Origin of the sequence: Microbacterium xanthum (assembly GCF_034531355.1) — a bacterium.
In the GTDB taxonomy this organism is placed as follows: domain Bacteria; phylum Actinomycetota; class Actinomycetes; order Actinomycetales; family Microbacteriaceae; genus Microbacterium; species Microbacterium xanthum.
Genome location: NZ_JAWHUE010000004.1, coordinates 195,613 through 222,355 on the forward strand (window position 1 = coordinate 195,613; position 26,743 = coordinate 222,355).

A 26,743-nucleotide genomic window follows, 5' to 3' on the forward strand; every position below is an offset into this window, starting at 1 on the left:
CACCACCGATCAGGGCTTCGGGTCGGATGCCCCGCCCGCATTCGGCGACGACGAAGACTCCGTGGTCGACGAGGTCGTGTCAGCACGATCGGCCGCCTGCGGCGCATCCTCGTCCTTCATCGCCTTCATCTCGCCTCGGAAGACCCGGGCCGACTGGCCCACGCTCTTGGCGAGTGCGGGCAGCTTCGCGGCACCGAACAGCAGCAGGATGACCGCGAGGATCAGCAGCAGGTGCCAGGGGCTGAATGCGTTAGCCATGAGGAAGACTCCAGATCGTTGACCTCGTGACAGTCTAACTGCGCGGACGCGTGCTGGAGCGGTCGGGGCCCGGCGAATCTCCGTCGCCGTACAGCTCCAGACCGGCCTGCGCCCAGGCTGCGGCCGCGTGCCGCGCGCCCGCAGGCTCCAGGATCTCCAGATCGCCACCGAGCCGTGCCGCCAGACGGCGGAGGCTGTTCTCGTCGGCGACTCGCATCGTCGCCGTGGTGATGCCTCTCTCGGTCTCCGTGTCGGCACGTCGCAGGTAATCGCCGAGCAGTGGCGCCGAGGCGGCCGGGAAGCGGAGGCGAACGGTCAACTCGTCCGCCCCCTCGGCGAACCAGTCGGGAACCGGCTCCGCCGCGTGCGACACCGGCAGGTCCGTCACGCGCAGGTCGCTGACGCGGTCCAGGTGGAAGGTGCGCATCGCCTCGCGGAGGTGACACCATCCCTGCAGGTACCACTGCCCGTCGGCGATGCTGACTTTCACCGGGTCGACCGTGCGGGTCGTCGCCGCGGCGTCGGGAGCCTTGTAGGTGAACGCGACCGCGTGACCCGTGCGGAGTGCTTCCGCGACGCGCTCACGGACATCGTCGACGGGAGCCGACGCGACGATGAGGCCGTCCGGGACACCGGAGGCCCCGTGGGCGAGCTTGGCGAGGAGCCCGGAGAACACGTCGCTGTCCCCGACGCCCGGGATGCTGCGCACCAATTGGAGGCCGGCGAGGAGGGCGGCAGCTTCGCGTGCCGTCAGACGGGGTGTGCGCTCGAGCGCGACGGAATGGGTGATCACGATGCGATCGTCGCGGTCGAGGAGGTCCCAGTCGATGTCGAAGAGGTCATTGGCCATCTGCCAGAATCCGCCGTCGCCCGGCAGACCGATCACAGTCAGCTTCTCGACCATCGAGCGCATCTGATCGGGGGTGACGTCGAACTCCTCGGCCGCTTCGGCGACCGACACCTCGCCCTTGCCGATCAGATACGGCACGAGCTGCAGGAGCAATGCGGCGCGGTCGGTCGCGACCAGGGCTCGACGCGGCGTGCTCACGATGCACCCCCGTGGCGGTCCCGGGCACCGCGGAGCCGCGCGATCACCGCATCCCGCAACGACGACGGCTCGACCACGCGCACCTCCGGTCCGTACGAGGCCAGTTCATCGGCGAAGATGTGCACGTCGACGTAGGGAACACGAAGCCCCTGCCCGGCGGGACTCGCGCGGCGCGACAGCCGCAATGCCGCCTCGGTGCCCGGTTCGACTTCGAGCAGGGCCACGGTCCGGGCGGCGACGTCCTGCAGGCCCGACAACGCCCGCTCCCCCGCGCCGCGCCGCAACGCCGGATCGAAGTGCTCGCGCGTCGCGGTCACCGCGCCGACGATCCGGGACAGCAGGAACGTCCGCTCTTGGTCGACACCGAGATCGTGCGCCAAGACATGCCAGCGCCCTTCGTACTCCGCCAGTGCCAGCGGACGCACCCGTCGCGTACGCGCAGCCGACTCGCCCGGTTTCAGGTACGGGAAGGTGACGACGCGGCTGTGCTCGATGGCCTGTTGCAACGGCGCGAAGGCGGCGTCGCCGGTGCGCAGCCGTGGCGCGAAGCCCTGGATATGCGCATCCATAGGGATGCCGAGCGCGCGGATCTTGCGGAGACCCGCCCGCGCCTCCACCGACATCGAGCTCTCACTCCATGCGCTCCCCGCGAGAGTCAGCAGAGCCAGCTCGGCGGGCGAGAACTCCAGGTCGTGCGGAAGGGTGTACTCCGCCGCCGGGACCCGATACCGCGCCTCCCGCAGGTCGTCCGGATCGGCCCAGTCGCCGATGGTCTCGATGGGGACGCCCAGGGCGCGAAGGTTCTCTTTGTCGCGCTCGAACATCTTCTCGAGCGCGTCCTTCGAAGCGCCCGCTTCGCGCTGCTCGCGGTAGCCGGTGACCCCGGCGAGGATGGTGTCCTTGGTCAGGCCCTGATCGGTCGCCGTGAGGGCGACCACGAGATTGACCAGCCGCTCTTCGGGCGGGGTCTTCACAGATGCGGTGGCCACGTCGCCAAGTCTAGGCAGACGCGGAGCGCAGAGGCGTTCAGGACGTCTCGTCGACGCCGAGGATGTCGATGACGAAGACGAGCGTGGAGCCGGCCGGAATCGCACCGCTGGCCTGATCACCGTAGCCCTGATCGGGCGGGATGACGGCGAGCACCTGGGAACCGACCGTCTGCCCCTCGAGGGCTGCGGCGAAGCCGGGCACGACCTGATCGGGTGACAGCGCAGCAGGTGCCCTGACTTCTCCGTCCTCAACGTCCCAGGTCGAGTCGAAGACCTCCCGCTCAGCCCACGTCAGACCGGTGTAGTGCACACGCACCGTGTCACCCGGCTCGACGACGTCACCATCCCCTTCGATGAGGGTCTGGACGACGAGCTCCTCCGGAGCGGTCGCATCGGGGATGATCACGCCGGGCCGGCCGTCGGGCGCCCGGACGACGGTCGGCATGCCCAGACTCGAGTTGTACCGCAGCTCGCCTTCCGCCTGCGGCAGATACACCTTGCGCACATCGACGACAGCGAGCATCGACTCGTCTTCCGCGAGGCCTGCCTGTGCGGCGTAGTCGGGATTGATCCCGTCCGCCGGAAGGCCGACGACGACACGCGAACCCGCTTGCGCGCACCGCAGCGCTTCAGACAGTCCCGGGAGCGCACTGACGACGTTCTCCATGGAGAAGACGTTCGACAGGTCTCCGTCGTACGCCGTGGTCGCGAAGAGCTCACCGCTGTCGCCCGCGTAGAAGGAGTAGTCCATGACCAGCAGCTGGGAGTCGGTGGCGAGCTCCGGCCCGTCACCGTCCGCGAGGCGCTCGACCAGCACGTCATCGACATGGAACGGCGAGTACATCTCCACGCGCGGCTCGGAGTCCGGCGATCCCTCGACGGTGACCAGCGACGCCATCGCGTCGGAGTCGCCCTCCACGCAGGTGGGAGCGGCGGCTTCCACCGAGCAGCCGACGAGGCCGACGGAGGTCAGTCCGACAAGGGCGAGGGCAGCGGAGATCTTGCGCACCGGTTCATCCTAGGTGGTCGAGGCGTGCGGGTCCTCGCCCGCCGAGGCGAGTCGGGCCGCGGCGGCGGCCTTCTCGGCCTCCCGCACGCGCTTGCGGAGGTTCTTGTCGGTGATCTCACGGTCACCGACCGCGCCAGGCGTCCACGTCTCCACGTCCTCGTCGGTGTAGCTCGACTTCGACGCCCGGCGCTTCTGCTCGGGGGCGATCGTGCCCGGAGCCAAGCGTCGCGCCCAGAGGAGGAAACCGGTGTGCGCCACCATCCGGTGGTCGGGGCGAACCGCGAGACCCTCGACGTGCCAACCGCGCACCATCGTCTCGTTCGCGTCGGGTTCGGTGAACAGTCCCGTCCCCCGGATGTACTCCGCGACACGGCTGAGCTGAGTCGCCGTCGCGACGTAGCAGACGACGACACCGCCCGGGGTGAGGGCGTCGGCGACGGCATCGAGGCATTCCCACGGGGCGAGCATGTCGAGGACGACACGGTCGATCGATCCGGGTTCCACGGCCGAAGGCAGCACCTCAGCCAGGTCACCCAGCTCGATACGCCAGTTCGCCGGCACCTCGCCGAGGAACGTCTCCACATTCGCACGGGCGACATCGGCGAACTCCTCGCGCCGCTCGAAGGACACCAGCGAGCCGCGCTCTCCGATCGCCCGCAGCAGCCACAGCGAGAGCGCACCCGAGCCGACGCCGGCCTCGACGACCCGTGCCCCCGGGAACACGTCGGCCTCGGCGAGGATCTGCGCGGCGTCCTTCGGATAGACGATCGCCGCCCCGCGGGGCATGGACATGACGAAGTCGCGCAGCAGCGGACGCAGCGCGAGGTACTCGTGGCCGCCGCTGCCGGCGACCACCGACCCATCGGGCTGACCGATCAGCGACGTGTGCCGCAGCACCCCGTGGTGCGTGTGCAACTCGCCGTCCTGGCGAAGGGTGATGGTGTGCAGGCGCCCCTTGGGGCCGGTCAGCTGAACGCGGTCACCGACCCGGAACGGGCCGCTCGGTCGTGCGGTGGTCATCGGTTCTCCGAAGTGGTGCGATATGCGGCATGGAGGGCTTCGAGGTCGCCGGAGGTCCGCCCGTCCAGGCTCGGCCAGAGCGCGTGCGCACCGACGCCTTCCAGCGAGACCATGAGCGGCACCCCCAGGGTCACCGCTCCGGAAGCGGCCGCGGCGCGGACGCCGGTCGGCGAGTCCTCGATCGCGACGGCCTGGTCCGGTTCGACGCCGAGTGCCTCGCAGGCCTGCAGGTACGGATCGGGGTAGGGCTTGGGGCGTGCGACCTCGTCGCCGCCGACGATCACGTCGAAGGCGTCGAACCCGATGAGCGACGCCACGTGGTCTGCCATGCGGCGCATCGACATCGTCACCAACGCGGTCTTCACGCCGGCGTCCCGGAGCCCCTTGAGCAGTTCCCGCGCACCCGGGCGGAACGGCACGCCCTTCGTCGACAGCTGTGTCATGACGTCCGCGGTGAGGTGATCGATGATCTCGGCGCGGCTCAGGCGCACGCCGGCGGACTGCAGGATGCCTGCGGAGTCCTCCAGCGCCAGGCCGACCAGCTGGAGGGCCTGCTCATGGGACCATGTGCCGCCGTAGCTCTCGATGAGCGGTGTCTCGGCAGCCATCCAGTACGGCTCGGTGTCGACGAGGGTGCCGTCCATGTCCCACAGGACGGCGGAGAAAAGCGGGGAACTCACCCGCCCATGCTACGCACCGGCGGAGCGGGCGCCTGTCCACTTCCCGCCGCGCCCGAGGACCACCGTGCCCGCCCGGTCGGGTCGTGCCTATCCTGGAAGGACGGATCGGGGAGGTTGTGTGGACGCACTGGGTCGCCGCGTGCTGGTCGCCGCGTTCGACGGATGGAACGACGCCGGCGAGGCCGCCTCGGCAGCCCTGGCGCACCTGAAGGAGTCCGGAACGTACGAGCCGGTCTTCGCCGTCGATCCCGAGCTCTACTTCGACTACCAGTACACCCGGCCTCATCTGGTCGCCGACGCGGAGGGTCGCCGTCGCCTGACATGGCCGGAGGCGACCATCCTGCGCCCGACCGACCCGCAGGGGGACACCGAGATGTGGTTGCTCACCGGCGTCGAGCCGGCGCGCGCGTGGCAGGCCTTCAGCGCGGAATTCGTCGACGTCGCGCTCCGCGAAGACATCACGGGCTTCGTCTCTCTCGGGTCGATGATGTCGGATGTTCCCCACACGCGCCCGATCTCCGTCTTCGCCGGCAGCGAGAACGACCAGCTCCGCGACACGCTGGGGCTGGAGCGCGGCACCTACGAAGGGCCTGTCGGGATCCTCTCGGTGCTCGCGCACGCAGCCGACGCGGCGGGGATCCCCACCGCGAGCCTGTGGGCGAGCGTTCCGCACTACGTCGCGGGGCACACGCCGTCGCCGAAGGCGACACTCGCTCTGCTCGACCGTCTGGAATCCCTCACCGGCATCCCCGTCGACCGTGGGCGGCTGGTCACCGAGGCGATCGCGTGGGAGACCACGATCGACGCGGCCGCCGCCGACGACGAAGAGATGACCGACTACATCCGTCAGCTTGAGGAGAACCGCGACACCGTCGACTCCCCCGAAGCGTCCGGCGATGCGATCGCGCAGGAGTTCGAGCAGTACCTGCGCCGTCGCGGGGACGGGCCATCCAAGCCCGGGCGCGACGACCGCCGCTGACCCCGGTCAGTAGGCGTCGATCACGCCGAGACTCAACAGCACGATCACGACGGTGCCGAGGGCGACACGGTAGACCACGAACGGCAGGAAGCTGTGCTGGGAGATCCAGCGCATGAAGAACGCGATGACGGCCAGTGCGACGACGAAGGCCACAATCGTCGCGACCGCGGTCTCGCCGAGGGTGAACACCCCCGGTTCGTTCCAGCTCTTGAACAACTGGTAGAAACCGCTGCCGAAGACCGCGGGGATGGCCAGCAGGAAGGCGTAGCGCGCGGCGGCCGCCCGCTCATAGCCCATGAACAGACCCGCCGTGATGGTGCCGCCCGACCGCGACACCCCGGGGATGAGTGCGAGGCTCTGCGCGAACCCGTAGACGACACCGTGACCTACGGTGAGGTCGTTGAGCTTGCGGCGCTTCGCGCCGACATGGTCGGCGATACCGAGCAGCACGCCGAAGAAGATCAGCATCGCCGCGATGATCCACAGCGACCGGAACGTCGTCTCGATCTGGTCTTGGAATAGCAGGCCCAGAACGACGATCGGGATGCTTCCGACGATGATGAGCCACCCCATCCGCGCGTCCGGGTCCTGGCGGGGGATCTTACCCACGAGCGCCAGCGACCAGTTCTTGATGATCCGCACGATGTCGCGCCAGAAGAAGACCACCACGGCCGCCTCCGTGCCGATCTGGGTGATCGCGGTAAAGGCCGCTCCGGGGTCTTGAGCGGTGGGAAGGACCTCGCCGAGGATGCGCAGGTGCGCGCTGGATGACACGGGCAGGAACTCGGTGAGTCCCTGCACGAGGCCGAGCACGATCGCCTCGAGCAGTTGCATGGATGGCCTTTCGGTCAGGTCAGCAGGTGCGCAGCAGGTCGCCGAGTACGCGCTGGCCGAACACCAGGGAATCGACAGGCACCCGCTCGTCGACACCGTGGAACATTCCGGTGAAGTCGAGATCGGCGGGCAGTCGCAACGGCGCGAACCCGTATCCGGCGATCCCGAGGGCCGCCAGCGCTTTGTTGTCAGTGCCGCCGCCCATGAGGTACGGGATCACCGGGATGCCCGGATCGTGGCGGCCGAGAGCGGCGACCATGGCATCGACGAGGTCTCCCGAGAAAGGCACCTCGAGGCCGATGTCGGTGTGGACGACCTCGATGGCGATGTCCTCTCCCACGATCCGCTGGATATCGGCCAGGGCGGCCTGCTCCGTGCCCGGCAGAACCCGGACGTCGATGAGCGCCTCGGCGCGGTCCGGGATCACGTTGTGCTTGTAGCCCGCCGCCAGACCCGTCGGGTTCGTGGTGGTGCGCAGGGTCGAGCGCAGGAACCCCGCTGCGGGCCCGGTACGGCGCGCCAACGCATCGGGATCCTCACCGACGGCGCCGGTGAGGTCTTCCAGCATGCGGGTGAACGCCCGCGTGGTGGGTGTCAGGTCAACCGGCCATTGCGTCCGCCCCAGAGCGACCACGGCCTCGCCCAGGCGGGTGACGGCGTTGTCGGCGTGGACGCTCGAGCCGTGGGCCGCGCGACCGGTGGCGACCAGACGGATCCAGACCAGCGCCTTCTCCCCCACCTGCAGCAGATAGGCGCGGCGGTCGTCGACGTGGATGGAGTATCCGCCGACCTCGCTGATGGCCTCGGTGGCCCCGGCGAACCACTCCGGACGGTCCCTCACGACGAGCGAGGATCCCTCGATACCGCCGTTCTCCTCGTCGGCGAAGAAGGCCAGCACGATGTCGCGGTCGGGCTGCTCGCCGCCGCGGAGCATGTCCGCCACCGAGGTCAGGATCATGGCGTCCATGTCCTTCATGTCCACGGCGCCGCGCCCCCACAGCATCCCGTCCCGGATCTCGCCGGCGAACGGGTCGACCGTCCAATCCTCCGCGATCGCCGGGACGACGTCGAGGTGTCCGTGCAGCACCAGCGCGGGACGGTCCGGGTTCCTGCCCGGGATGCGGGCGTGAACGTTGGTGCGACGCGGGACCGGCTCGTAGTAGTCGACCTCGAGTCCGAGGGCCTCGAGGTAGGCGCCCACGTACTCGGCGGCCTCCCGCTCCCCCGCCGCGCGCCCGCCGCCGTGGTTCGTGGTGTCGAAGCGAATGAGATCGCGGGCCACGCGAGCGACCTCGGGAAGGTCATGGGGGGTCGCAGGCATGCGCACCAGGCTACCGGGCGAGCCGGGCGTGAACGGACACGCGCGGGATGCGGCGCCGTGTACGGAACCCTCCCGAACCGTGCTAGGCTCGACCCTCGGTTGCGAAAGCTGCCGACCACCTGCGCGGGTGGCGGAATAGGTAGACGCGCTAGCTTGAGGTGCTAGTGCCCGTATTAGGGCGTGGGGGTTCAAGTCCCCCCTCGCGCACAGTTCAGAAGGGCCCCGGAAGGGGCCCTTCTGCTGTTTCCGGCCTGCGTCGCGGCGGGCCCTCAGCCGAGGGACACGCCGAAAACCAGCCCGAGGACGTACGTCACGGCGGCGGCGCCCCACCCGATCGCGAGCTGTCGTGCCGCGCGCGCCAACGGCGGGGCACCGGAGAGGATGCCCACCAGCGCCCCCGTTGCCAGCAGCGCCAGTCCCACCAGCACGAGGGCGAGCACGACCGCCGGCAAGCCCGAGAGGCCGAACAGCCACGGCAGCACGGGGATCACCGCACCCGAGGCGAAGAAGAGAAAGCTCGACCCGGCCGCCCGCCATGCGCCGCCGACCACCTCGTCGTCGTCTTCGGAGACATGGCCCGAAAGGGTTCCGGTCCCGCCGGCGTGCACCGCCGCGACGACTTCCCGCGCGCGCACATCGGCGGCGTCGGGTGCCATCCCCCGCGTCCGATACACCAGCGCCAGCTCGTTCGCGTCCAGGTCGAGATCGGCCAGCGCCGCGTCGGCGTAGTCGCTCGGGCGGGCGGCCTCGAGAAGTTCACGCTGGGACCGCACCGAGACGTACTCCCCCGCCCCCATCGACAAGGCGCCGGCGAGCAGTCCGGCGATCCCGCTGAACAAGACGAGCTGCGGTGCGACCCCGGTCGCCCCGATCCCCAGCACGAGAGCGAGATTCGACACCAGACCGTCGTTCGCGCCGAACACCGCGGCGCGGAAGACCCCTGACAATCGTCGCCGCCCACGGGCTGCCAAGCCCCGGACGACCTCGTGGTGCACGCGCTCGTCCGCTGCCATCGTCGCGGTGGCCGCTGGATCGTCCTCATAGGGCGACCGGGCCTCGGCGTTCTGGGCGAGCGCGAGCGCGAAGACCGACCCGAACCGCGCCGCCATGAAACCCAGGACGACACTCGACGCGCTCCGTCGTGGCAGTCGCGCCGGTTCTCCGCCGAGCAGTGCGAGCCAATGCGCTTCGTGGCGCCCCTCCGCGTCGGCGAGGGCGAGCAGGATCGCTCGCTCCTCCCCTGTCCGCCGTGACGCCAGACGTCGGTAGACATCCGCTTCGGCACGTTCGTCCACCAGGTACCGCGCCCAGCGTCGTCGATCACTGGCGGTATCGGGGCGGACGGTCTCAGGCACACTCCACGGTAGCCGGAGGGAGGTCTCCGAGACGTCGTGCACGACGCGATTGCCAGCGTTTCGGGCAGCCGAAGACCTCGGTGCGACGATGCGGAGTCATCACGAACGCACGCGCGCGCGCAGGATCTCGATGCGGGACTGCAACTGTGCGACGGTCGCCTGAGCCACCGCGGGACCGCCGCACACCCGGCGCAGTTCGGCGTGCACCGCGCCGTGCGGCTCACCGGACTGGCGGGCGTAGAGGCCTACCAGGCTGTTGAGCAGTTGTCGCTGCTCTTTCAGCGTGCGATGCAGCGCCTGCGGCGGAACCTCTTCGGGCGGGGCCTGTCCGTCCGCCGCTTCACGCGACTCCCGCTCCTTGCGGTGGCGGCCCTGCCGGGCCTGCCGCTGCATGAGGAGGTCGTGGACGTGTTCGGGCTCGAGAAGGCCGGGCAGGCCCAGGAACTCCTCCTCTTCCGGAGTGCCGGGCACCGCGAGCTGACCGAACTCGCGACCGTCATAAAGGACGCGGTCGAAGTGCGCGAGGGAGCCGAGCGCCTGGTAGGAGAATTCCTCGGTCAGCGCATCGGAGGCCTTCTCGTCGCGCTCCGCGGCATCCATCAGATCTTCTTCGGCGTTCCACTCGTCATCGCCGTCCGAATCCCGATCGAGCGCGTGATCGCGCTGACGCTCCAGTTCGTTCGCCAGCGACAGCAGCTGCGGGACGTTGGGAAGGAACACACTGGCTGTCTCACCACGACGCCGTGCACGCACGAATCGTCCGATCGCCTGCGCGAAGAACAGCGGGGTCGACGCCGACGTCGCGTACACCCCGACGGCCAGCCTCGGCACGTCGACGCCCTCCGAGACCATCCGCACGGCGACCATCCAGCGCCGTTCGCTCCGGGAGAAGTCCTCGATGCGGCCGGACGCTTCAGCTTCGTCTGAGAGCACCACCGTGGGTGCCTCGCCGCTGATCTGCTCGAGGATCGCGGCGTATGCGCGCGCGGCGGTCTGATCGGTGGCGATGACCAGTCCCCCGGCGTCCGGCACGTGCTCGCGCACTTCCGTCAGGCGCCGATCGGCGGAGCGGAGGACCGCGGGGATCCATTCGCCCTCCGGGTTCAACGCCGTACGCCACGCCTGCGAGGTGATGTCCTTGGTGTTGTCCTGCCCGAGCTGGGCCTCCATCTCCTCACCGGTCTTGGTGCGCCACCGCATCTGCCCGGCGTAGACCATGAAGATGACGGGGCGCACGACCCCGTCTTCGAGCGCGCGGCGATACCCGTAGCTGTAGTCCGTCCGTGAGAGCCGGATCCCCTTCGAATCGGGGTGGTACTCCACGAAGGGGATCGGTGCGGTATCGCTGCGGAACGGGGTGCCCGACAGCAGCAGCCGTCGCGTCGCCCGGGCATAGGCCTCGCGCAGCGCATCGCCCCAGCTCAGCGCGTCGCCGCCGTGATGCACCTCGTCGAGGATGACGAGGGTGCGACGATCGAGCACCAGCTGTTGATGGACCGACGCCTTCACCGCCACCTGCGCATAGGTCACGGCGACACCGTGGTAATGCCGGGCGGGAGCGACGTGGCGGTTGCTGAAGGCCGGGTCGAGCCGGAGCGAGACGCGCGCGGCGGCATCGGCCCACTGGGTCTTGAGGTGTTCGGTGGGGGCGACGACGACGATGCGATCGACGACCCCGCGACGCAGCAGCTCGGTCGCGAGGCGCAAGGCGAAGGTCGTCTTACCGGCGCCCGGGGTGGCGGCGGCCAGGAAGTCCCGGGGCCCGGATCCCGGCCCGTCGGGTCCGTCCATCGAGAAGTACTGGTCCAGCGCCTCGGCTTGCCACGCGCGCAGCCGCTGCGCCGTCCCCCAGGGGGCGCGCTGCGGGTACGTGGGTGAGAGATGTTCGGCCGCGAAACTCCCGAGATGACTGTCGGTGGGGGGTCCATCGCTGAGAGGAGCGTCGTCGAGCACCGGATGCCCTCCCTGTCGTCGTGTCCGTCCGCAGATGCGACTGACCACCTTAGACGAGCGCGCCGACATCGACTCCCATCCCTGCCCGGGCGACGATAGCCTCGTATCGGTCACGAACCGGAGGAGATCCATGTCTGTTGCGAGCGAGAACCGCGCCCCGTTCATCGACAACAGCGGGCCGCATCCGTGGCGGCGCTACGTCGCCATCGGCGACTCTTTCACCGAGGGGATCGGCGACCCCGAGCCGGCCTCGCCAGGTGGACACCGCGGGTGGGCCGACCGCGTGGCCGAGGTGCTGGCCGAGCAGGTCGATGACTTCGCCTACGCGAACCTCGCCGTCCGGGGTCGCCTTATCGGTCAGATCGTCGCCGAGCAGATCGAGCCCGCCCTGACCCTCAAGCCCGACCTCATCACCTTCTCCGCCGGCGGGAACGACGTGATCCGGCCCGGCAGCGATCCGGATGCCGTCGCGGAGTTGTTCGAGGATGCCGTCGCGCGCCTCTCCCGTGACGGTGCGACGGTGGTCGTCTTCACGGGGATCGACACGAACTTCACCCCGGTCTTCCGCGGCATCCGCGGCAAAGTCGCCATCTACAACGAGAACATCCGCGCCATCGCCGACCGCTACGACGCGATCGTCGCCGATCAGTGGGCCTTGAAAGAGGTGCAGGACATGCGGTTCTTCGACGACGACCGGCTGCATATGAACTCCCTGGGCCACCACGAGGTCGCGCGCATGGTTCTTCGCGCCCTGAACGTGCCGAACGACCTGCATGCCATGCAACCGGATCCCCTCCCCCGCCGCACGTGGCGTCAGGCGCGCAGCAGTGACCTCGTGTGGGCCAGGGAGTATCTGGTGCCGTGGGTGCTCCGTCGCGTCCGCCACCAATCCTCCGGAGACCACGTCACCGCCAAACGTCCGGACGCGCTGCCCCTCGGTGCATCCGCCGGTACCGTCATCGATGACGAGCGGGGCTGAGCGCCCACACCGCGACCGCACCGGCGGCGGCCACGTTCAGCGAGTCGACGCCCCCGGCCATCGGAATCGTCACGATGCTGTCGGCGGCCGCGACCGCCCGCCGGCTGAGGCCGTCACCTTCCGCTCCCAGCATCAGCGCCACGCGCTCGTGCCCCGCCGCGATGAAATCATCCAGCTCCACGGCGCCGTCCGACAGCGCCAGCGCCGACAGATGGAATCCGGCATCGTGCAGCAGCGTCCGCGCGGCCGGCCACTCCGGCAACCGTGTCCACGGCACCTGGAAGACCGTTCCCATGCTCACCCGCACGCTGCGTCGGTAGAGCGGATCGGCGCAGCGTGCGGTGATGAGCACGGCATCGGCGCCGAGGGCGGCGGCGCTGCGGAAGACGGCGCCGACATTGGTGTGGTCCACGATGTCTTCGAGCACGACCACCAGGCGCGCGCCGGCGACCACGTCCGTGACCTCGGGCAGCGCGGGGCGCTCCATCGAGGCCAGCGCGCCACGATGGACCGCATACCCGGTGAGCTGCTCGGCGATCACCGCCGACACGACGAACACGGGGGTATCCGGGTGTGCCGACACGAGCGCCTCGGCGTCGGCAAGCCATTTCTCCTGCACCAGGATCGACCGCGGCCGGTGCCCCGCGGCCACGGCACGGCCGATCACTTTTGCGGATTCCGCGATGTACAACCCGCTCGCCGGTTCGGTCACCCGCCGCAGCGCGATGTCGGTCAGGTCACGGTAGTCCGCCAGGCGGGGGTCCTCCGCGTCGTCCACACGTTCGATCAGCACGTCCAGCTCCTTCCGACGGCGCCTGCCGTAACATCTTGGCAACCACGGGCGCATACACTCGCATCGGGAGGTGATCCGGTGACACTGACGACTGCGGAAGACGCTGCGCTCTCGCCCTCCGTCGCGGAGGCGATCGAAGCCCTCGCCGGACGCCGTGTGGCCGTCCTCACCGGCGCGGGAGTCTCCACCGATTCCGGGATCCCCGACTACCGCGGCGAGGGCGCCCCGGTGCGGACGCCGATGACCGTCGAGCAGTTCCTCGCGAGCGACGAGGCACGACGGCGCTACTGGATCGGAAGCCACCTCGGGTGGCGCGCCTTCGCGGGCGCCGAGCCCAACCCGGGGCACGCCGCGCTGGCCCGGCTCGAACAGCTCGGGGTCAGCACCGGCGTCATCACCCAGAACGTGGACGGTCTTCACGTGCGTGCCGGCAGCCGTCGCGTCGTCGAGTTGCACGGCACGATGCGCCGCGTGTTCTGCACCCAGTGCGGGCAGGTCTTCGATCGTCGCGATCTCGCCGAGCGGGTCGAATCCGAGAACCCGTGGATCACCGTTCCCGACCGTGTCGAGCTCGGACCGGACGGCGATGTCCTGCCCGGCAGCAGCGAGGGATTCGTCATTCCCGTGTGCACCGTGTGCGAGGGCATGCTCAAGCCCGACGTGGTCTTCTTCGGCGAGTTCATCCCCGCCGAGAAGTTCCGCGAGGCCGAGCAGCTGGTGCGCACCAGCGATGCGCTCGTCGTGGCGGGATCCTCCCTCGTGGTCAATTCCGGTATCCGGCTCCTGGAACGGGCGCGGCGTCGCCGCCTGCCGATCGTGATCGTCAACCGCGGCCAGACGCGCGGCGACCGTCGCGCCACGGTCAAGATCGATGCCGGAACGACCGAGGTCCTCCGGGCTTTCGCAGACGCGTTGCCGGCCCGGGTGGGCGGCGCGTCTAGTCTCGAAGGGTGACTTCCCTCTTCCTCGTGCGCCACGGTGAGACCGATTGGAACCGTCAGCGACGCATCCAGGGCTCGACCGATATCCCGTTGAACGACGCCGGGCGGGCGCAGGCGGCCGAAGCCGCCGAACGGCTCGGGGAACTGATCGCCCCGGGCTCGACCGTCGCGGTGGCCGCGAGCGACCTCGGGCGAGCCCGCGAGACCGCACAGATCATCGCCGACACGCTCGCCGCCGGACCGGTGGGGGTCTATCCCGCGCTGCGGGAGCGTGCATACGGTGAGGCGGAGGGACTGCGCCCGGAGGAGTTCTCCGACCGGTGGGGCTCCTGGGACCGGGCTGAGGTGCCCGGAGCGGAGTCGTGGCCGGACGTGCGCGCACGAGCGCTGCGCGGCTTGCGGAGCGCGGTGGCCGATGCGCGTCGGCGGACCAGCCCGGCATCCGGTGCGCTCGTGGTCGTGAGCCACGGAGCCCTCATCCGGGAACTGCTGCGCCATGCCAGCGCCGGCGAGCTCCCGCGCGAGGGAGAGCGCCTGCCGAACGGGTCGATCCACCGGGTCCACTTCGAGCGGGACCACCTGCGCCTTCTCTCCTACGAGTCGGCCGCGGATGCGCTGCGGATGACGGCGACCGCACAGAGGGTCGCCGCGCCCGCCTCCGGTTCCTGATTCACACCTCCGGCGCCACCTCCGCGCGTCGAAGGAGCGTCCTGGCGTGCCGGAGCACCGGCTCATCGACCATGCGCCCCTCGAACGAGAACACGCCGCGCTCGCGGTCCGCGGCGTCGAGGACGGCGCGCGCCCACCCCACCTCCTCAATACCCGGCGCGTATGCGCGCCGGATGACCTCCACCTGCGCGGGGTGGATGCACGCGGTCGCGGAGAACCCGGAGGCCGCCGCATCCGTCGCCTCCCGGGCCAGGCCTTTGAGGTCCCCGATGTCGAGATGAACCGCATCGATCGCGGAGATGCCTCGTGCGCCGGCGGCGAGCAGGACACGTGCCCGCGCCGCGCGCGCGACGTCGCGGTACCGGCCGTTCCGTTTGCGGCTCGAGGTGCCGCCGAGGCTCGCGACGAGGTCTTCGGCTCCCCACATGAGCGCACGCACGTTCGACAACGCGGCAAGCTCGTCCGCGGCGACGACACCCGCGGCCGTCTCGCAGAGAGCGACGACGGCGAAGCGCGAATCGATCCGGGCGACCGCCCGGGGATCCTCCGCCTTCGCGACCATGATCGTGCGGAAGTCGGTCTGCGAGAGCGTCGCGATATCGGAGACGAAATCGGCCGACCCGGTGGGGTTCACGCGCACGATGACGCGATCGGGATCGAGGTCCGCCTCGATGAGGGCGCCTCGGGCGCGCGTCTTGGCGTCGGGTGCGACGGCGTCCTCGAGGTCCACGATCACCGCGTCCGCGCGCGCCACCGCCTTGGCGAAACGCTCCGGCCTGTCAGCCGGGCAGAACAGCAGCGCCGGTCCCGCCTCGATCATCGATGGACCTCCCCCGGCGGGGTCGACCACATCAGCACCGTTCGGGTGGCGACCGCCACGACGGTGTCCTCCTGATTGCGACCGGTGTGGCCCATCGTCACCACCGACTGACCGGGGCGTGATGCCGATGACCGGACGGACCGGATCTCCGTCTCGGTGTACAGCGTGTCGCCGTGATGAAGCGGTGCGGGGAAGGCGACGTCGGTGAGTCCGAGCTGCGCGACCAGGGTTCCCTGGGTGATCTGCGCCACCGAGGCGCCCACCATCGTGGCGAGAGTCCACATGGAGTTCATGAGGCGCTCACCGAAGGGATGCGCCGCGGAGTACGCGGCGTCGAGGTGGAGCGCCTGGGTGTTCATGGTGAGCGAGGAGAACAGCGTGTTGTCAGCCTCCGTGGCGGTGCGGCCCGGTCGATGACGGTACCGGGCGCCGATGACGAGCTCGTCGGCGTAGAGGCCGCGCTGATCGAAGACGGGGGCCGAATCGGGGGTGGTGTCCATCGCGGCCACGCTACCGCTCCAGACCGAGCGCCCGTGCGATCACGAGCAGCTGCACTTCGCTGGTCCCCTCGCCGATCTCGAGGATCTTCGCATCCCGGTAGTGACGGGCCACGGCGAACTCGTTCATGAAGCCGTTGCCGCCGAAGATCTGCGTGGCGTCGCGCGCGTTGTCCATTGCGGCGTCACTCGCGGTCAACTTCGCAATCGCCGCTTCGGTCTTGAACGGCTTCCCCGCATCTCGAAGGCGTGCGGCATGATGCCACGCGAGCCGGGCGTTGTGCACGCGCGCCTGCATCCGAGCGAGGGTGAATTGGATGCTCTGCCGCGAGCCCAACCGCTCACCGAAGACGACCCGTCGACGCGCGTACTCCACGGCATCCTCGAGGCACCCCTCTGCCGCGCCGGTGGCCAGCGCCGCGATCGCGATGCGCCCCTCGTCCAGGATGTGCAGGAAGGATGCGAAGCCGCGCCCTCGTTCCCCGAGGAGGTGCTCGGCCGGGACCCGCGCGCCATCGAACGTGAGCGGGTGCGTGTCGGACGCGCGCCACCCGACCTTGTCGTAGGCGGGCCCCACGCTGAAACCCGGTGTGCCGACGGGAACGATGATCGTCGAGATCTCCCTGCGCCCTGAGTGCTCGCCCGTGACCGCCGTGACCGTCACGAACGTCGTGATGGGCGTGCCTGAGTTGGTGATGAACTGCTTGGAGCCGTCGATGACCCACTCGTCGTCTTCGAGCCGAGCGGTCGTGCGGGTGGCCCCCGCATCCGACCCTGCTTCGGGTTCGGTGAGCCCGAACCCCGCGAGAGCCCGCCCGGCCACGAGGTCCGGCAGCAGACGCTCCCGCTGCGCGGGGCTTCCGAATCGGTGCACCGGCATCGCGCCGAGACTCACGGCCGCCTCGAGCGTGATGGCGACCGACTGGTCGACACGGGCAAGCGCTTCGATCGCGATCCCCAGCGAGAAGTAGTCGCCGCCTTGACCTCCCACGTCCTCGGGGAAGGGAAGGCCGAACAATCCCAGATCTCCCATTTGCGCGACGACGTCCATCGACAGGGTGTGGCTGCGGTCGGCCTCGTAGGCCTGAGGGGCCACCACCTCGTCGGCGAACTCGCGCACCAGGCGTGCGAGTTCGCGCTCCTCCTCAGCCATGTCCACGGTCATCTTCCCGTTCCTCCCGAGACCCCGCAGGTCTCATCGTCGTCCCTCGTCGGTCTCGATCTCCGCCAGGACGTCGCCACGTCGGACCTGGTCGCCCACGACCGCTCGCAGACGCACGCGCCCCGCACGCGGTGCGGTCACCGGGTGCTCCATCTTCATCGCCTCGATCGTCAGGAGCGTCGCCCCCGCCTCGACCTCGTCGCCGTCAGCGACGCCGATCGCGACGATCGACCCGGGCATGGGCGCCCGCGCATCCGGCGCGACCTCCCCCGCGAGGGAGTCCGGCCGCGCACGCCGGGCCTGCCCGGCACGGCGCCGGGACAGCGCTCGCACGCTGAAGGACCTCCCGTCACGATGAGCCCACCACAGTCCGTCGGCGTCCTGCGCCACGATTGCGTCGGACGCCGCGGCCGCGTCGGCCCGGGCGCTGACCATCGCATCGCCCGCGACGAGGAAGTCCACCTGGGGTGGGTCGGCGGCGCCGAGGCGCCAACCATCTGCACGCGCCCACAGTGATCCGGCGGGAACCTCGTCGCCGCCTGCGATGTGCGCCGCCGCGAGGCGCGCCAGGGTCGCCTCATCCGGACGGTCTGGTTCCGGAACGCCGAGACGCTCGATCAGACCGGTGTCCATGACGCCGGCGAGCACATCCTCATCGGCGACCAGACGACGCAGGAAGCCGAGGTTAGACTCCACGCCGAGCACGACCGTCTCGGCCAGCGCTCGGTCCAGTGCGCGCCATGCCTGATCCCGGGTGGGCGCGTGAGTGATGATCTTGGCGATCATCGGGTCGTAGTGATCGCTCACCCGCGCACCGGTGTCCACGGCCGCGTCGACGCGCGCACCGCTCGGCGGTCGCCACGCCAGCACCTCCCCGCTCGAGGGGAGGAAGCCCTGCCACGGACTCTCCGCGTAGACACGCGCCTCGACGGCGTGTCCGTTCCATCGGACCTCGCCCTGGCTCAGCGGCAAGGTCTCGCCTTCCGCGATGCGGATCTGACGTTCCACCAGGTCGAGCCCGGTGATGGCCTCGGTGACGGGATGCTCCACCTGCAGCCGGGTGTTCATCTCGATGAAGAAGAACTCATCCGGGCGATCCGCGGAAACGAGGAACTCCACCGTCCCCGCCCCGACGTAGTCCACCGAGCGCGCCGCTCGACAGGCGCTGCGGCCGAGACGTTCCCGTGTCTCGGCATCGACGATCGGCGAGGGGGCCTCTTCGATCACCTTCTGATGGCGTCGCTGCAGCGTGCACTCGCGCTCGCCCAGGTGGATCACATGACCGTGGACGTCGGCCATGACCTGCACCTCGATGTGCCGCGGCCGCTCGATGAGGCGCTCGACCAGCAGTGTGTCGTCACCGAAGGCGGCCCGCGCCACGCGTTGCGCCGACACGATCGCCGAGCGGAGCGCGTCATCGTCACGGGCGATCTGCATCCCCTTGCCCCCGCCGCCCGCCGACGGTTTCACCAGCACCGGGTACCCGACCCCGCGCGCCCGTTCCACCGCCTCGCGCTCGGACAAACCCGTCAGCGGGAACCCGGGCACGACGGGCACGCCGCTGGTGGCGACGTGCTGCTTCGCGCGGATCTTGTCTCCCATCACCTCCAGCGCCCGCTCCCCGGGTCCGATGAACACGACCCCGGCGGCTCGGCAGGCGCGGGCGAACTCGACGTTCTCGGACAAGAACCCGTAGCCGGGATGGATCGCGTCCGCGCCCGTCCGCCGTGCCGCATCGACCACCGCCGGGATGTTCAGGTAGCTGCCGCAGGCCTCGGCCGGACCGATCCGAACCGCGACATCCGCCTCGCGCACATGTCGCGCGTCGACGTCGGCGTCGCTGTAGACGGCGACGCTGCGCAGTCCCAGGCGCCTCACCGTGCGGATGACACGGCGGGCGATCTCGCCGCGGTTCGCGACGAGGACGGTGGTGAAGGCGGTGCCGGTCATGTCACATCCGGAACAGACCGAGGCGCGGCTCGGGCAGGGTCGTTCGCGTGACGACATCGAGCGCGAGCCCGAGGACGTCTCGCGTGTCGGCGGGGTCGATCACGCCGTCGTCCCAGAGGCGCGCGGTGGCATAGAACGGGTCGCCCTGCTCCTCGTACCGCGCGAGGACGGGTGCTTCGAACGCGGCCTGTTCCGAGGCGGACCACTTCTCCCCGCGCGCATGCATCGCCTCGCGACGCACCGTCGACAGCACCGAGGCGGCTTGCCGCCCGCCCATGACCGAGATGCGACTGGCGGGCCACGACCAGAGAAAGCGCGGGGAATACGCGCGCCCGCACATCGAATAGTTCCCGGCACCGAACGAGCCGCCGATGATGACCGTCAGTTTGGGGACCCGCGTGGTGGCGACGGCGGTGACCATCTTCGCGCCGTCCTTGGCGATTCCTCCGGCCTCGGCATCGCTTCCGACCATGAAGCCGGAGACGTTCTGGAGAAAGAGCAACGGCACCCCGCGCTGATCGCAGAGCTCGATGAAGTGGGCGCCCTTCTGCGAGGACTCGCTGAAGAGCACACCGTTGTTGGCCACGATGCCGACGAGGTGACCGTGTACGCGTGCGAACCCGGTCACCAGAGTCGTGCCGTACCGGCTCTTGAACTCGTGGAACTCCCCCGCGTCGACCAGACAGGAGATCACGCCGTGTACGTCATAGGGCTGGTTCACATCGACCGGGACCAGGTCGTAGAGGTCGGCCTGTGGTCGAACGGCGTCGCGCGGCGCCACGGACGCCGCGGCGGCCGCGGGCGGCGGGGCAAGGGTCGAGACGATGTCGCGGACGATCTGGAGCGCGTGGTCATCGTCATCGGCCAGGTGATCCACGACACCCGACCGGGTCGCGTGCATCTGACCACCGCCGAGCTCCTCCGCCGTCACGACCTCTCCGATCGCCGCCTTCACCAGCGGCGGCCCGCCGAGGAAGATGCTTCCCTGCTCTCGGACGATGACCGTTTCGTCGCTCATCGCGGGGACGTAGGCGCCACCGGCCGTGCAGGACCCGAGAACCGCGGAGATCTGCGGGATGCCCGCCGCGGACAGGCGCGCCTGGGAGTAGAAGATCCGGCCGAAGTGGTCCCGGTCGGGGAACACCTCGTCCTGCATCGGCAGATACGCGCCGCCGGAGTCGACGAGGTAGATGCACGGGAGTGCGTTCTCGCCCGCGATCTCCTGCGCGCGAAGGTGCTTCTTCACGGTCATCGGGAAGTAGGCGCCCCCTTTGACCGTGGGGTCGTTGCAGACGACCATGACGTGGCGCCCGTGAACGAGCCCGATGCCGGCGATCACGCCTGCGGCGGGCGCCTCACCTCCGTACAGGCCGTCCGCGGCGAGCGGGGCGATCTCCAGGAAGGGCGAACCGACGTCCAGGAGTCGACGAATGCGCTGCCGTGGCAACAGCTTCCCGCGCGCGAGGTGCCGCTCCCTCGCCCGCACGGGTCCGCCGCCTGCGACCTCGTCCAGCCGATCTCGCAGGCGTCGCGCGAGGCCGGCTTGATCGACCGGCTGCGGCGAGGCATCGGGGGCGAGGATGCTGTCTGACATGCCGTCTCCTTCGACGTCACGATCTCGTCACGCTCGTTGGCGGCGCGGTGATGTGTTGGCTAGTGTTCACATCACAGTTAGTGTCGACTAACTGTGATCCAGGTTAGCGAGGATTAACTGACATGACAAGGGGTGTCACGGACCGCGACCGGGCGAAGGCCGATCGGCACGACGCTCTGTTGCGAGAGGCCGCCCGACTGTTCGCCGCCCGTGGTTTCAGCGGTGTGAGCCTGGAAGACCTCGGTTCGGCGGTGGGCGTCTCCGGGCCGGCGGTCTACCGACACTTCGCCGGCAAGCAGGCCCTGCTCGCAGCCATCCTCGTCGGGGTGAGTGAGAGACTCCGCGACGGCGGCGTGGCCGTCGCCCGGCGCGTGACCGACCCGCGTGCCCGGCTGGCCGCGCTCGTCGCGTTCCACGTGTCGTTCGCCCTCACCGAAGCCGACGTCATCCGCGTCCAGGATCGAGACCTCGCCAGCCTGCCGGACGAGGACGCGCGCCGGGTCCGTCGCCTGCAACGGGAGTACGTCGGGGTATGGACCGACGCACTGAGGGAGATCCTGACCGACGCGGAACCGGCCGAATTGCGCGTGCGCACCTACGCATGCTTCGGCCTGATCAACTCCACACCGCACAGCGTGCGCGGCGTGGCATGGAGCGTACCCGACGGGCCCGCGGCACCGGTGCTGGAGGCGATGGCGCTGGCCGCTCTCACCGCCCGCGCCCTCGCCTGAGCACGCACCGGTCACATCAGCAGCATGGCCCGCGCGGGGTCCCGCAACACATCACCGACGTCCCGGAGGAACCGAGCACCCTGCTCGCCGTCGACCACGCGGTGATCGAAGGACAGACTCAGTGTCATCACCTCTCGCAGCGCGATCTCGCCGCGGTGCTCCCAGGGCACCCGACGCACGGCTCCGACGGCCAGGATCCCGGCCTCCCCGGGGTTGAGGATGGGGGTGCCCGCATCGACGCCGAACACCCCGACGTTGGTGATCGAGAAGGTGCTGCCCACCAGTTCGGCAGGGGTCGACTCACCGGCTCGCGCCCGCGCCGTCAGACCCGACAGGGCTTCGGCCAGCTCTCCCAGAGCCAGCCCGTCCGCATCGGGGATGTGCGGCACGAGAAGCCCTCTCGGCGTCGCCGCGGCGATGCCCAGGTTCACGTACCCGAACTCGATGATCTCTTCCGCCTCCTCGTCCCAGCGCGAATTCAACGCCGGGTGCCTCGGCAGTGCGAGGCAGACGGCTTTCGCAATCACGGCGAGCAACCCGACGCGCACACTCGGAGACGCCGCCTCCTCACGCAGGCGCGCGATGAGAGCCTGCGTCTCGCCGACATCCACCGTGAGGAATGTCGTGGCGTGCGGGGCGGTGAACGCGCTCGCCACCATGGCCTGCGCGGTGCGGCGACGGACACCGCGGATCGGAGTGCGGCTCTCGCGAGCCGTCCGGCCGGGGGGCCGATGTGGCGTCCGGCCCTGCGAAGGCGCTTCCCCCGGGTCGGAGGCCGCAGCCACCACGTCCTCGCGCGTGATCAGGCCCGACGGCCCCGAGGGCCGGATCCGCACGATGTCGACGGAGAGGTCCTTCGCGAGCTTCCGCACGGGCGGAGTCGAGCGGGGGCGCTCCCCCGGCACATCGTCGCCCCCCGGCGTCCGAAAGCCGTCGTGGGGGGCGTCTTCCAGGAGGGACGGAGCAGTGGCGCTCGGCTCCGCGGCCGGGAAGGCACGGCGCCGCCGACGCGGAGGACCACCCGCTCGGGGTGCTGCTCCGTACCCGACGAGGTTCGCCGGGACCGGCTCCTCGTCGGCCACGGTTGCAGACCCGTCCATGGTCGCGCGGCTGCCTGCTCCCCCGCCGTCACCCGTGTCACCGCTCGACTCGGAGGGGGTGTCGACGGTGACCAGGACGGCGCCGACCTCGACGACCTCACCCGCACCGTGATGGAGCTCCCGCACCACACCGGCGAACGGCGACGGGATCTCCACCACGGCCTTGGCCGTCTCGACCTCGGCAAGAGTCTGATTGAGGGCGATCGTGTCCCCCTCCGCGACGTGCCACTGCACGATCTCGGCCTCGGGGAGACCTTCACCGAGGTCGGGCAGACGGAACTCCCGCGTCATCGGACCGCCTCCCCCGCGTGGCTCACCGGTGTCGTCGCCTCGGCTTCGAAGCCCGGATCGCTCGCCGGTCTCCCGAGCACCCGGTCCACCGCGTCGAGGATGCGGTCCAGGTCGGGCAGATGGTGTCGCTCGAGCTTTGCAGGTGGGTAGGGGATGTCGTGTCCCGTCACACGCTCGGGAGCCGCTTCGAGGTAGTGGAAGCAGCGTTCGACGATGCTCGTGATCACCTCGCTCGCCACTCCCGCCTCCCCTCCGGCCTCATGCGTGACCACGACCCGGCCGGTGCGTCGGACGGAGGCGACGACCGTTCGATAGTCCACCGGCGACAGGGAACGCAGATCGATCACCTCGATCGAGACTCCCTCCGCCTCGGCCGCCTCGGCCGCGTCCACCGCCGTCTGCACCTGCGCTCCGTAGGCGAGGACGGTGACATCGTCACCGCGGCGCGCCACACGCGCCAGACCCATCGGCGGCGCATCTGCGAGGTCACCGTCGAGGTCGACCTCACCTTTGCGGTGGTACAGCCGCTTGGGCTCGAAGAAGACGACCGGGTCGTCGCACGCGATCGCCTGTCGGAGCATGACGTACGCATCCTGCGGCTGAGACACGGCGATCACGCGAAGACCGGCGGTGTGCACGAAATACGCCTCGGGCGACTCGGAGTGATGCTCGGCCGCGCCGACGCCCCCCGCCCAGGGGATGCGGATGGTCAGCGGCATCCGAACGCGCCCCCGCGTCCGGTAATGCAGCTTGGCGACCTGGCACACGATCTGGTCGAACGCCGGATACACGAAACCGTCGAACTGAATCTCCACCACGGGTCGGAAGCCGCGGTATGCCAGCCCCACGGCCGTTCCGACGATCCCCGCCTCGGCCAGCGGGGTGTCGACGACCCGCTGTGCGCCGAACTCGTCGAGCAGTCCGTCGGTGATGCGGAACACCCCGCCCAATCGTCCGATGTCCTCGCCCATGACGAGGACCCGGTCATCGTCGACCATCGCGCGACGGAGGCCCTGGCCGAGCGCATTCGCCATCGTCAGCTGCGTCATCGCCCCGCCTCCTCGTCCGAGAATCCATCGAGGTACCTCGCGAATCGTCGTTGTTGGGCGGCGAGACCCGCGTGGGGCTCGGCGTACACGTCGTCGAAGACGGCGAGTGGTTCACGGGAGACCGCGTGGAGGGCGGCATCGCGCACACCGGCACCCCAGTGGTCGGCCGCCTGTGCGACGTCCGCCGCAAACGCGTCGTCCCACGCGCCGTCGGCGCGCAGCAGCGCCTCGAGCCGCAGCAACGGGTCGCGCCGGCGCCACTGCTCGACGTCCTCGGCATCGCGATACCGCGTCGGGTCATCGGAGGTGGTGTGCGGACCGATGCGATACGTGACCGCCTCGATGAACGCGGGCCCCTGCCCGGAGCGGGCATGCTCGGCGGCCCACCGCATGGCCGCAAGACAGGCGAGCACGTCATTGCCGTCGACCCGCATGCTCGGAATTCCGAACCCGGGTGCGCGACCGGCGATCGGGAACCGCGCCTGTACCGAAACGGGCTCGGAGATCGCCCACTGGTTGTTCGAGCAGACGAAGACCACCGGAGCGCTGAACGACGACGCGAAGACCATCGCCTCGTTCACATCACCCTGGCTCGTCGCACCGTCGCCGAAATACGCGGCAGCGATCTCCTCGCCACCGTCCCGTTGCACCCCCATGGCATATCCGACGGCGTGCAGCGTCTGCGCGCCGATGATGATCTGCGGCGGCGCGGTGCGCATGCGTCGGTGGTCGTAGGTCGCATGCACCTCCCCGCGCCAGGACAGGACCATGTCCGCCGGTTCGGCCCCGCGCACGAACCCGACGCCGAGCTCGCGGTAGCTCGGGAAGGCGAAGTCCGCCGGGCGCAGCGCCCGCGCCGTCCCGATCTGCACGGCCTCCTGACCGTGGCAGGGCGCCCAGAGTCCGAGCTGCCCTTGTCGTTGGAGGGCGACGCCCTCGGTGTCGATGCGCCGCACGACCGCCATGTCGCGGAACAGCGACCGCAACGTCTCGTGGTCGACATCCGTGACCCAACGATCGAGCTCCGGATCGCTGACCCTCGTACCGTCGGCCCGAATGAGTCGTGCGACATCCTCGATGTCGGTCGCGGGCTCCTCGGTCGGATTCAGGGTGTGCACCATCGTCATCCCTCCTCGCGCGACGCCCTCGTGAGGCGTCGCGCACCGGTTCGGCCGGCCTCGTCGCCGGTCATGCCGACCTTACGTCCACACATCACCTCGCTCAAGCAACCCGCTCGGCCATGAGCATCTTGCGTATGGCGACCGCCAGTTCGCGTGATAATGTTGGGCACTATGACCACCCTTGATCGCACCGATCTCGAGTTGCTGTCGGCACTGTCGACCGACCCTCGGGCCACCGTCGTCGCGCTCGCGGAGCGGCTCGGCCTGTCACGCAACACCGTTCAGGCACGAATGGCCCGTCTGGATCGATCCGGCGTGTTCCTCTCCTTCGAGCGTGCGATCTCGGCGTCCGCGCTGGGATTTCCGATCGAGGCCTTCATCAGCGTCATGGTCCGTCAGGCTGATCTCCCGCGCATCCGCGCGGAGCTCACGCGCGTGCCCGAAGTCGTCCAGGCCGACGGCCTGAGCGGACAGGTGGATCTCCTCGTCCGTGTCGCCTGCCGGGATACCCAGCACCTGTTCGACACGGACGGGCGGATCCTCTCGATCGACGGCGTCGAGCGTACCGAGACATCCCTCATCATGGGAGAGGTCATCGGCTATCGGGTCGCGCCTCTCATCGAGTTGGCGTCGCGCGACGCCTGACCCTCACGCACCGGAGGCCGGGTCCGAGAACGCGGCAACGGCTCGCGCGGCGGCACGCGGGGTCTCGTAGTGGATGAGGTGGCCGACATCGGGGATCTCCACGAGCGATGCATCGGGGAACAGCGTCGCGAGCGTGCGCTCCGCCTCGATGGGGGTGATGTCGTCGCGGTCCGCGGCGACCAGCAGCGTCGGAATGTGGATCTTCGGCGCGAACGCCCGCACATCGTGAGAGACCGACGCGACGAACGCGTCGTGGAGGACGTCACGGTCGGCGAATCCGGAGAAGTAGCGGTCGTGCTGGTCGTGCACGAATCGGCGGAGGTCGGGATCCTTCGTCTTGGCCATCGACGCGCTCATCGCACGGACGATGAGACGGTTGCGCAAGAGCGCCTCACCCCAGCGGGCCGGAAGGGCCGCGCCGGCGCGGTAGTAGAAGACGGCAAGCCTGGTCAGGACACCGCGAGGCCCCTCCAGCGCCGGCGCGCCGATGGGGTTGATGAGGATCAGGCGGGGCGCGGCAAGACCTGACGCGACCGCCGCCGACGCCACGATCGAGCCGAACGAATGGCCCAGGATGGTCGCGCCCGGCGCAACGGCTGCCGCGAACGCTCTCAGCCACCGCGCATACGCCTCGAGGTCGTGCACCGTTCCGGGCATCGGCGGCGTCGCACCGAACCCGGGCAGGTCGGGAACGACGAATCGGACACCCGGAACGAAGGCCACGATCGGTTCGAGCCCGTGATGGTCCCCGCGGAACCCGTGGACGGCCAGGATCGTCGTCGTCGAATCCGCGGAACCGTACTCCCACCATGCCGTGACGCTACCGAGCACCTCCGTTTCGTGACGACGGACCGGTAGCGCCGCCAGACGGGCGGCGTAGGGATGCGGGGCACTCACCCGATGAGTCTACGGAAAGACCGCTGTGGCAACGCCGAAGGCCCCGCCGTGGCGGGGC

The 26,743-nt window shown here is 69.8% G+C and carries 26 protein-coding genes and 1 tRNA gene; 7 read left to right on the forward strand and 20 right to left on the reverse strand.

Translation table 11 applies throughout. The annotated features are described in order from the left end of the window. Nucleotides 1-9: 9 nt before the first annotated feature. From tatA to RZO50_RS13280, 6 genes are read right to left on the reverse strand one after another with little or no spacing between them, the layout of a single operon-like run. The gene (gene tatA / locus RZO50_RS13255; RefSeq protein WP_322600202.1) at nt 10-258 is read right to left on the reverse strand and encodes a twin-arginine translocase TatA/TatE family subunit; all 249 of its coding nucleotides are present in this window, start codon (nt 256-258) and stop codon (nt 10-12) included. A 34-nt stretch (nt 259-292) separates the two neighbouring features. Continuing rightward, on the reverse strand, nt 293-1,306 hold the full coding sequence (locus RZO50_RS13260; protein ID WP_322600203.1) for a helix-turn-helix transcriptional regulator: 1,014 nt from the start codon (nt 1,304-1,306) through the stop codon (nt 293-295). Then, nucleotides 1,303-2,295 (reverse strand): helix-turn-helix transcriptional regulator, encoded by a 993-nt coding sequence (locus RZO50_RS13265; RefSeq protein WP_322600204.1) that lies wholly within the window; start codon nt 2,293-2,295, stop codon nt 1,303-1,305. The genes RZO50_RS13260 and RZO50_RS13265 overlap by 4 nt, the downstream gene beginning before the upstream one ends. 37 nt (nt 2,296-2,332) lie before the next feature. Continuing rightward, nucleotides 2,333-3,304 (reverse strand): FKBP-type peptidyl-prolyl cis-trans isomerase, encoded by a 972-nt coding sequence (locus RZO50_RS13270; protein ID WP_322600205.1) that lies wholly within the window; start codon nt 3,302-3,304, stop codon nt 2,333-2,335. A gap of 9 nt (nt 3,305-3,313) precedes the next feature. Further along, nucleotides 3,314-4,324, reverse strand: a complete 1,011-nt coding sequence (locus tag RZO50_RS13275) for a tRNA (adenine-N1)-methyltransferase (protein WP_322600206.1) — start codon at nt 4,322-4,324, stop codon at nt 3,314-3,316. Continuing rightward, nucleotides 4,321-5,004 carry an HAD family hydrolase gene (locus RZO50_RS13280; protein WP_322600207.1) on the reverse strand — a complete coding sequence of 228 codons (684 nt, stop codon included), beginning with the start codon at nt 5,002-5,004 and terminating at the stop codon, nt 4,321-4,323. The genes RZO50_RS13275 and RZO50_RS13280 overlap by 4 nt, the downstream gene beginning before the upstream one ends. A gap of 118 nt (nt 5,005-5,122) precedes the next feature. Between RZO50_RS13280 and RZO50_RS13285 the strand changes: the two genes are divergently transcribed. Then, the gene (locus RZO50_RS13285; RefSeq protein ID WP_322600208.1) at nt 5,123-5,983 is read left to right on the forward strand and encodes a PAC2 family protein; all 861 of its coding nucleotides are present in this window, start codon (nt 5,123-5,125) and stop codon (nt 5,981-5,983) included. Nucleotides 5,984-5,989: 6 nt separating this feature from the next. Here the strand turns inward: RZO50_RS13285 and RZO50_RS13290 are convergent, their stop codons facing one another. Together RZO50_RS13290 and RZO50_RS13295 are read right to left on the reverse strand one after the other, a co-directional pair. Beyond that, complete coding sequence (locus RZO50_RS13290; protein WP_322600209.1) at nt 5,990-6,817, reverse strand: undecaprenyl-diphosphate phosphatase; 828 nt, start codon at nt 6,815-6,817, stop codon at nt 5,990-5,992. Between the two features lie 19 nt (nt 6,818-6,836). Further along, entirely contained in the window at nt 6,837-8,138 is a 1,302-nt protein-coding gene (locus RZO50_RS13295) for a M20/M25/M40 family metallo-hydrolase (RefSeq protein ID WP_322600210.1), read from the reverse strand. Between the two features lie 121 nt (nt 8,139-8,259). Here RZO50_RS13295 and RZO50_RS13300 point away from each other — a divergent pair. Beyond that, nucleotides 8,260-8,345, forward strand: a tRNA-Leu gene (locus tag RZO50_RS13300). Between the two features lie 62 nt (nt 8,346-8,407). Here the strand turns inward: RZO50_RS13300 and RZO50_RS13305 are convergent. Together RZO50_RS13305 and RZO50_RS13310 are read right to left on the reverse strand one after the other, a co-directional pair. Further along, nucleotides 8,408-9,493 (reverse strand): VIT1/CCC1 transporter family protein, encoded by a 1,086-nt coding sequence (locus tag RZO50_RS13305; protein WP_322600211.1) that lies wholly within the window; start codon nt 9,491-9,493, stop codon nt 8,408-8,410. A gap of 99 nt (nt 9,494-9,592) precedes the next feature. Further along, a complete protein-coding gene (locus RZO50_RS13310; protein ID WP_416211606.1) occupies nt 9,593-11,515 on the reverse strand; it encodes a DEAD/DEAH box helicase in 1,923 nt (640 codons plus the stop codon). Nucleotides 11,516-11,576: 61 nt separating this feature from the next. Here RZO50_RS13310 and RZO50_RS13315 point away from each other — a divergent pair, with 61 nt between their 5' ends. Continuing rightward, a complete protein-coding gene (locus tag RZO50_RS13315) occupies nt 11,577-12,425 on the forward strand; it encodes an SGNH/GDSL hydrolase family protein (RefSeq protein ID WP_322600213.1) in 849 nt (282 codons plus the stop codon). Here RZO50_RS13315 and RZO50_RS13320 read toward each other — a convergent pair. Beyond that, nucleotides 12,403-13,218 (reverse strand): TrmH family RNA methyltransferase, encoded by an 816-nt coding sequence (locus tag RZO50_RS13320; RefSeq protein ID WP_322600214.1) that lies wholly within the window; start codon nt 13,216-13,218, stop codon nt 12,403-12,405. The genes RZO50_RS13315 and RZO50_RS13320 overlap by 23 nt on opposite strands. 84 nt (nt 13,219-13,302) lie before the next feature. On the opposite strand from RZO50_RS13320, the gene RZO50_RS13325 reads away from it, so the two are divergent. Both RZO50_RS13325 and RZO50_RS13330 read left to right on the forward strand, forming a co-directional pair. Next, nucleotides 13,303-14,172, forward strand: coding sequence for a Sir2 family NAD-dependent protein deacetylase (locus tag RZO50_RS13325; RefSeq protein WP_322600448.1), 870 nt, complete (start codon nt 13,303-13,305; stop codon nt 14,170-14,172). After that, nucleotides 14,169-14,828: a histidine phosphatase family protein gene (locus RZO50_RS13330; protein ID WP_322600215.1), complete on the forward strand. Its 660-nt coding sequence runs from the start codon at nt 14,169-14,171 to the stop codon at nt 14,826-14,828. Before RZO50_RS13325 ends, RZO50_RS13330 begins: the two co-directional genes overlap by 4 nt. Nucleotide 14,829: 1 nt before the next feature. On the opposite strand, the gene RZO50_RS13335 is transcribed toward RZO50_RS13330, so the two are convergent. The 5 genes from RZO50_RS13335 to RZO50_RS13355 are packed head-to-tail and all read right to left on the reverse strand — an operon-like array spanning nt 14,830 to nt 20,851. Continuing rightward, the gene (locus tag RZO50_RS13335; protein WP_322600216.1) at nt 14,830-15,648 is read right to left on the reverse strand and encodes an HpcH/HpaI aldolase/citrate lyase family protein; all 819 of its coding nucleotides are present in this window, start codon (nt 15,646-15,648) and stop codon (nt 14,830-14,832) included. Then, nucleotides 15,645-16,148 carry a MaoC family dehydratase gene (locus tag RZO50_RS13340; protein ID WP_322600217.1) on the reverse strand — a complete coding sequence of 168 codons (504 nt, stop codon included), beginning with the start codon at nt 16,146-16,148 and terminating at the stop codon, nt 15,645-15,647. The genes RZO50_RS13335 and RZO50_RS13340 overlap by 4 nt, the downstream gene beginning before the upstream one ends. A 10-nt stretch (nt 16,149-16,158) precedes the next feature. Then, nucleotides 16,159-17,310, reverse strand: a complete 1,152-nt coding sequence (locus RZO50_RS13345) for an acyl-CoA dehydrogenase family protein (RefSeq protein ID WP_322600218.1) — start codon at nt 17,308-17,310, stop codon at nt 16,159-16,161. Between the two features lie 30 nt (nt 17,311-17,340). Continuing rightward, nucleotides 17,341-19,257, reverse strand: a complete 1,917-nt coding sequence (locus RZO50_RS13350) for an acetyl/propionyl/methylcrotonyl-CoA carboxylase subunit alpha (protein ID WP_322600219.1) — start codon at nt 19,255-19,257, stop codon at nt 17,341-17,343. 1 nt (nt 19,258) lies between these two features. Continuing rightward, a complete protein-coding gene (locus RZO50_RS13355; RefSeq protein WP_322600220.1) occupies nt 19,259-20,851 on the reverse strand; it encodes a carboxyl transferase domain-containing protein in 1,593 nt (530 codons plus the stop codon). A 122-nt stretch (nt 20,852-20,973) separates the two neighbouring features. Here RZO50_RS13355 and RZO50_RS13360 point away from each other — a divergent pair, with 122 nt between their 5' ends. Beyond that, entirely contained in the window at nt 20,974-21,582 is a 609-nt protein-coding gene (locus RZO50_RS13360; protein WP_322600221.1) for a TetR/AcrR family transcriptional regulator, read from the forward strand. 11 nt (nt 21,583-21,593) lie between these two features. On the opposite strand, the gene RZO50_RS13365 is transcribed toward RZO50_RS13360, so the two are convergent. Genes RZO50_RS13365 through pdhA form a run of 3 tightly spaced genes read right to left on the reverse strand, consistent with a single transcriptional unit; the run spans nt 21,594 to nt 25,149 of the window. Then, a complete protein-coding gene (locus RZO50_RS13365) occupies nt 21,594-22,973 on the reverse strand; it encodes a dihydrolipoamide acetyltransferase family protein (RefSeq protein WP_322600222.1) in 1,380 nt (459 codons plus the stop codon). Continuing rightward, nucleotides 22,970-24,022: an alpha-ketoacid dehydrogenase subunit beta gene (locus RZO50_RS13370; RefSeq protein WP_322600223.1), complete on the reverse strand. Its 1,053-nt coding sequence runs from the start codon at nt 24,020-24,022 to the stop codon at nt 22,970-22,972. The genes RZO50_RS13365 and RZO50_RS13370 overlap by 4 nt, the downstream gene beginning before the upstream one ends. Then, entirely contained in the window at nt 24,019-25,149 is a 1,131-nt protein-coding gene (pdhA, locus tag RZO50_RS13375) for a pyruvate dehydrogenase (acetyl-transferring) E1 component subunit alpha (RefSeq protein WP_322600224.1), read from the reverse strand. Before pdhA ends, RZO50_RS13370 begins: the two co-directional genes overlap by 4 nt. A 165-nt stretch (nt 25,150-25,314) precedes the next feature. On the opposite strand from pdhA, the gene RZO50_RS13380 reads away from it, so the two are divergent. After that, nucleotides 25,315-25,788 carry an Lrp/AsnC family transcriptional regulator gene (locus RZO50_RS13380; protein ID WP_322600225.1) on the forward strand — a complete coding sequence of 158 codons (474 nt, stop codon included), beginning with the start codon at nt 25,315-25,317 and terminating at the stop codon, nt 25,786-25,788. A gap of 3 nt (nt 25,789-25,791) precedes the next feature. Here RZO50_RS13380 and RZO50_RS13385 read toward each other — a convergent pair whose 3' ends face one another. Beyond that, nucleotides 25,792-26,685 carry an alpha/beta fold hydrolase gene (locus tag RZO50_RS13385; protein ID WP_322600226.1) on the reverse strand — a complete coding sequence of 298 codons (894 nt, stop codon included), beginning with the start codon at nt 26,683-26,685 and terminating at the stop codon, nt 25,792-25,794. Nucleotides 26,686-26,743: the final 58 nt, after the last annotated feature.

What these genes read in the sequence shown, in the direction of transcription:
- tatA (WP_322600202.1), bottom strand. Translation starts at nt 258, where the DNA reads ATGGCTAACGCATTCAGCCCCTGGCACCTGCTGCTGATCCTCGCGGTC.
- RZO50_RS13275 (WP_322600206.1), bottom strand. Translation starts at nt 4,324, where the DNA reads ATGACCACCGCACGACCGAGCGGCCCGTTCCGGGTCGGTGACCGCGTT.
- RZO50_RS13290 (WP_322600209.1), bottom strand. Translation starts at nt 6,817, where the DNA reads ATGCAACTGCTCGAGGCGATCGTGCTCGGCCTCGTGCAGGGACTCACC.
- RZO50_RS13295 (WP_322600210.1), bottom strand. Translation starts at nt 8,138, where the DNA reads ATGCCTGCGACCCCCCATGACCTTCCCGAGGTCGCTCGCGTGGCCCGC.
- RZO50_RS13310 (WP_416211606.1), bottom strand. Translation starts at nt 11,515, where the DNA reads ATGTCGGCGCGCTCGTCTAAGGTGGTCAGTCGCATCTGCGGACGGACA.
- RZO50_RS13315 (WP_322600213.1), top strand. Translation starts at nt 11,577, where the DNA reads ATGTCTGTTGCGAGCGAGAACCGCGCCCCGTTCATCGACAACAGCGGG.
- RZO50_RS13335 (WP_322600216.1), bottom strand. Translation starts at nt 15,648, where the DNA reads ATGATCGAGGCGGGACCGGCGCTGCTGTTCTGCCCGGCTGACAGGCCG.
- RZO50_RS13340 (WP_322600217.1), bottom strand. Translation starts at nt 16,148, where the DNA reads ATGGACACCACCCCCGATTCGGCCCCCGTCTTCGATCAGCGCGGCCTC.
- RZO50_RS13345 (WP_322600218.1), bottom strand. Translation starts at nt 17,310, where the DNA reads ATGACCGTGGACATGGCTGAGGAGGAGCGCGAACTCGCACGCCTGGTG.
- RZO50_RS13350 (WP_322600219.1), bottom strand. Translation starts at nt 19,257, where the DNA reads ATGACCGGCACCGCCTTCACCACCGTCCTCGTCGCGAACCGCGGCGAG.
- RZO50_RS13355 (WP_322600220.1), bottom strand. Translation starts at nt 20,851, where the DNA reads ATGTCAGACAGCATCCTCGCCCCCGATGCCTCGCCGCAGCCGGTCGAT.
- RZO50_RS13360 (WP_322600221.1), top strand. Translation starts at nt 20,974, where the DNA reads ATGACAAGGGGTGTCACGGACCGCGACCGGGCGAAGGCCGATCGGCAC.
- RZO50_RS13365 (WP_322600222.1), bottom strand. Translation starts at nt 22,973, where the DNA reads ATGACGCGGGAGTTCCGTCTGCCCGACCTCGGTGAAGGTCTCCCCGAG.
- RZO50_RS13370 (WP_322600223.1), bottom strand. Translation starts at nt 24,022, where the DNA reads ATGACGCAGCTGACGATGGCGAATGCGCTCGGCCAGGGCCTCCGTCGC.
- pdhA (WP_322600224.1), bottom strand. Translation starts at nt 25,149, where the DNA reads ATGACGATGGTGCACACCCTGAATCCGACCGAGGAGCCCGCGACCGAC.
- RZO50_RS13380 (WP_322600225.1), top strand. Translation starts at nt 25,315, where the DNA reads ATGACCACCCTTGATCGCACCGATCTCGAGTTGCTGTCGGCACTGTCG.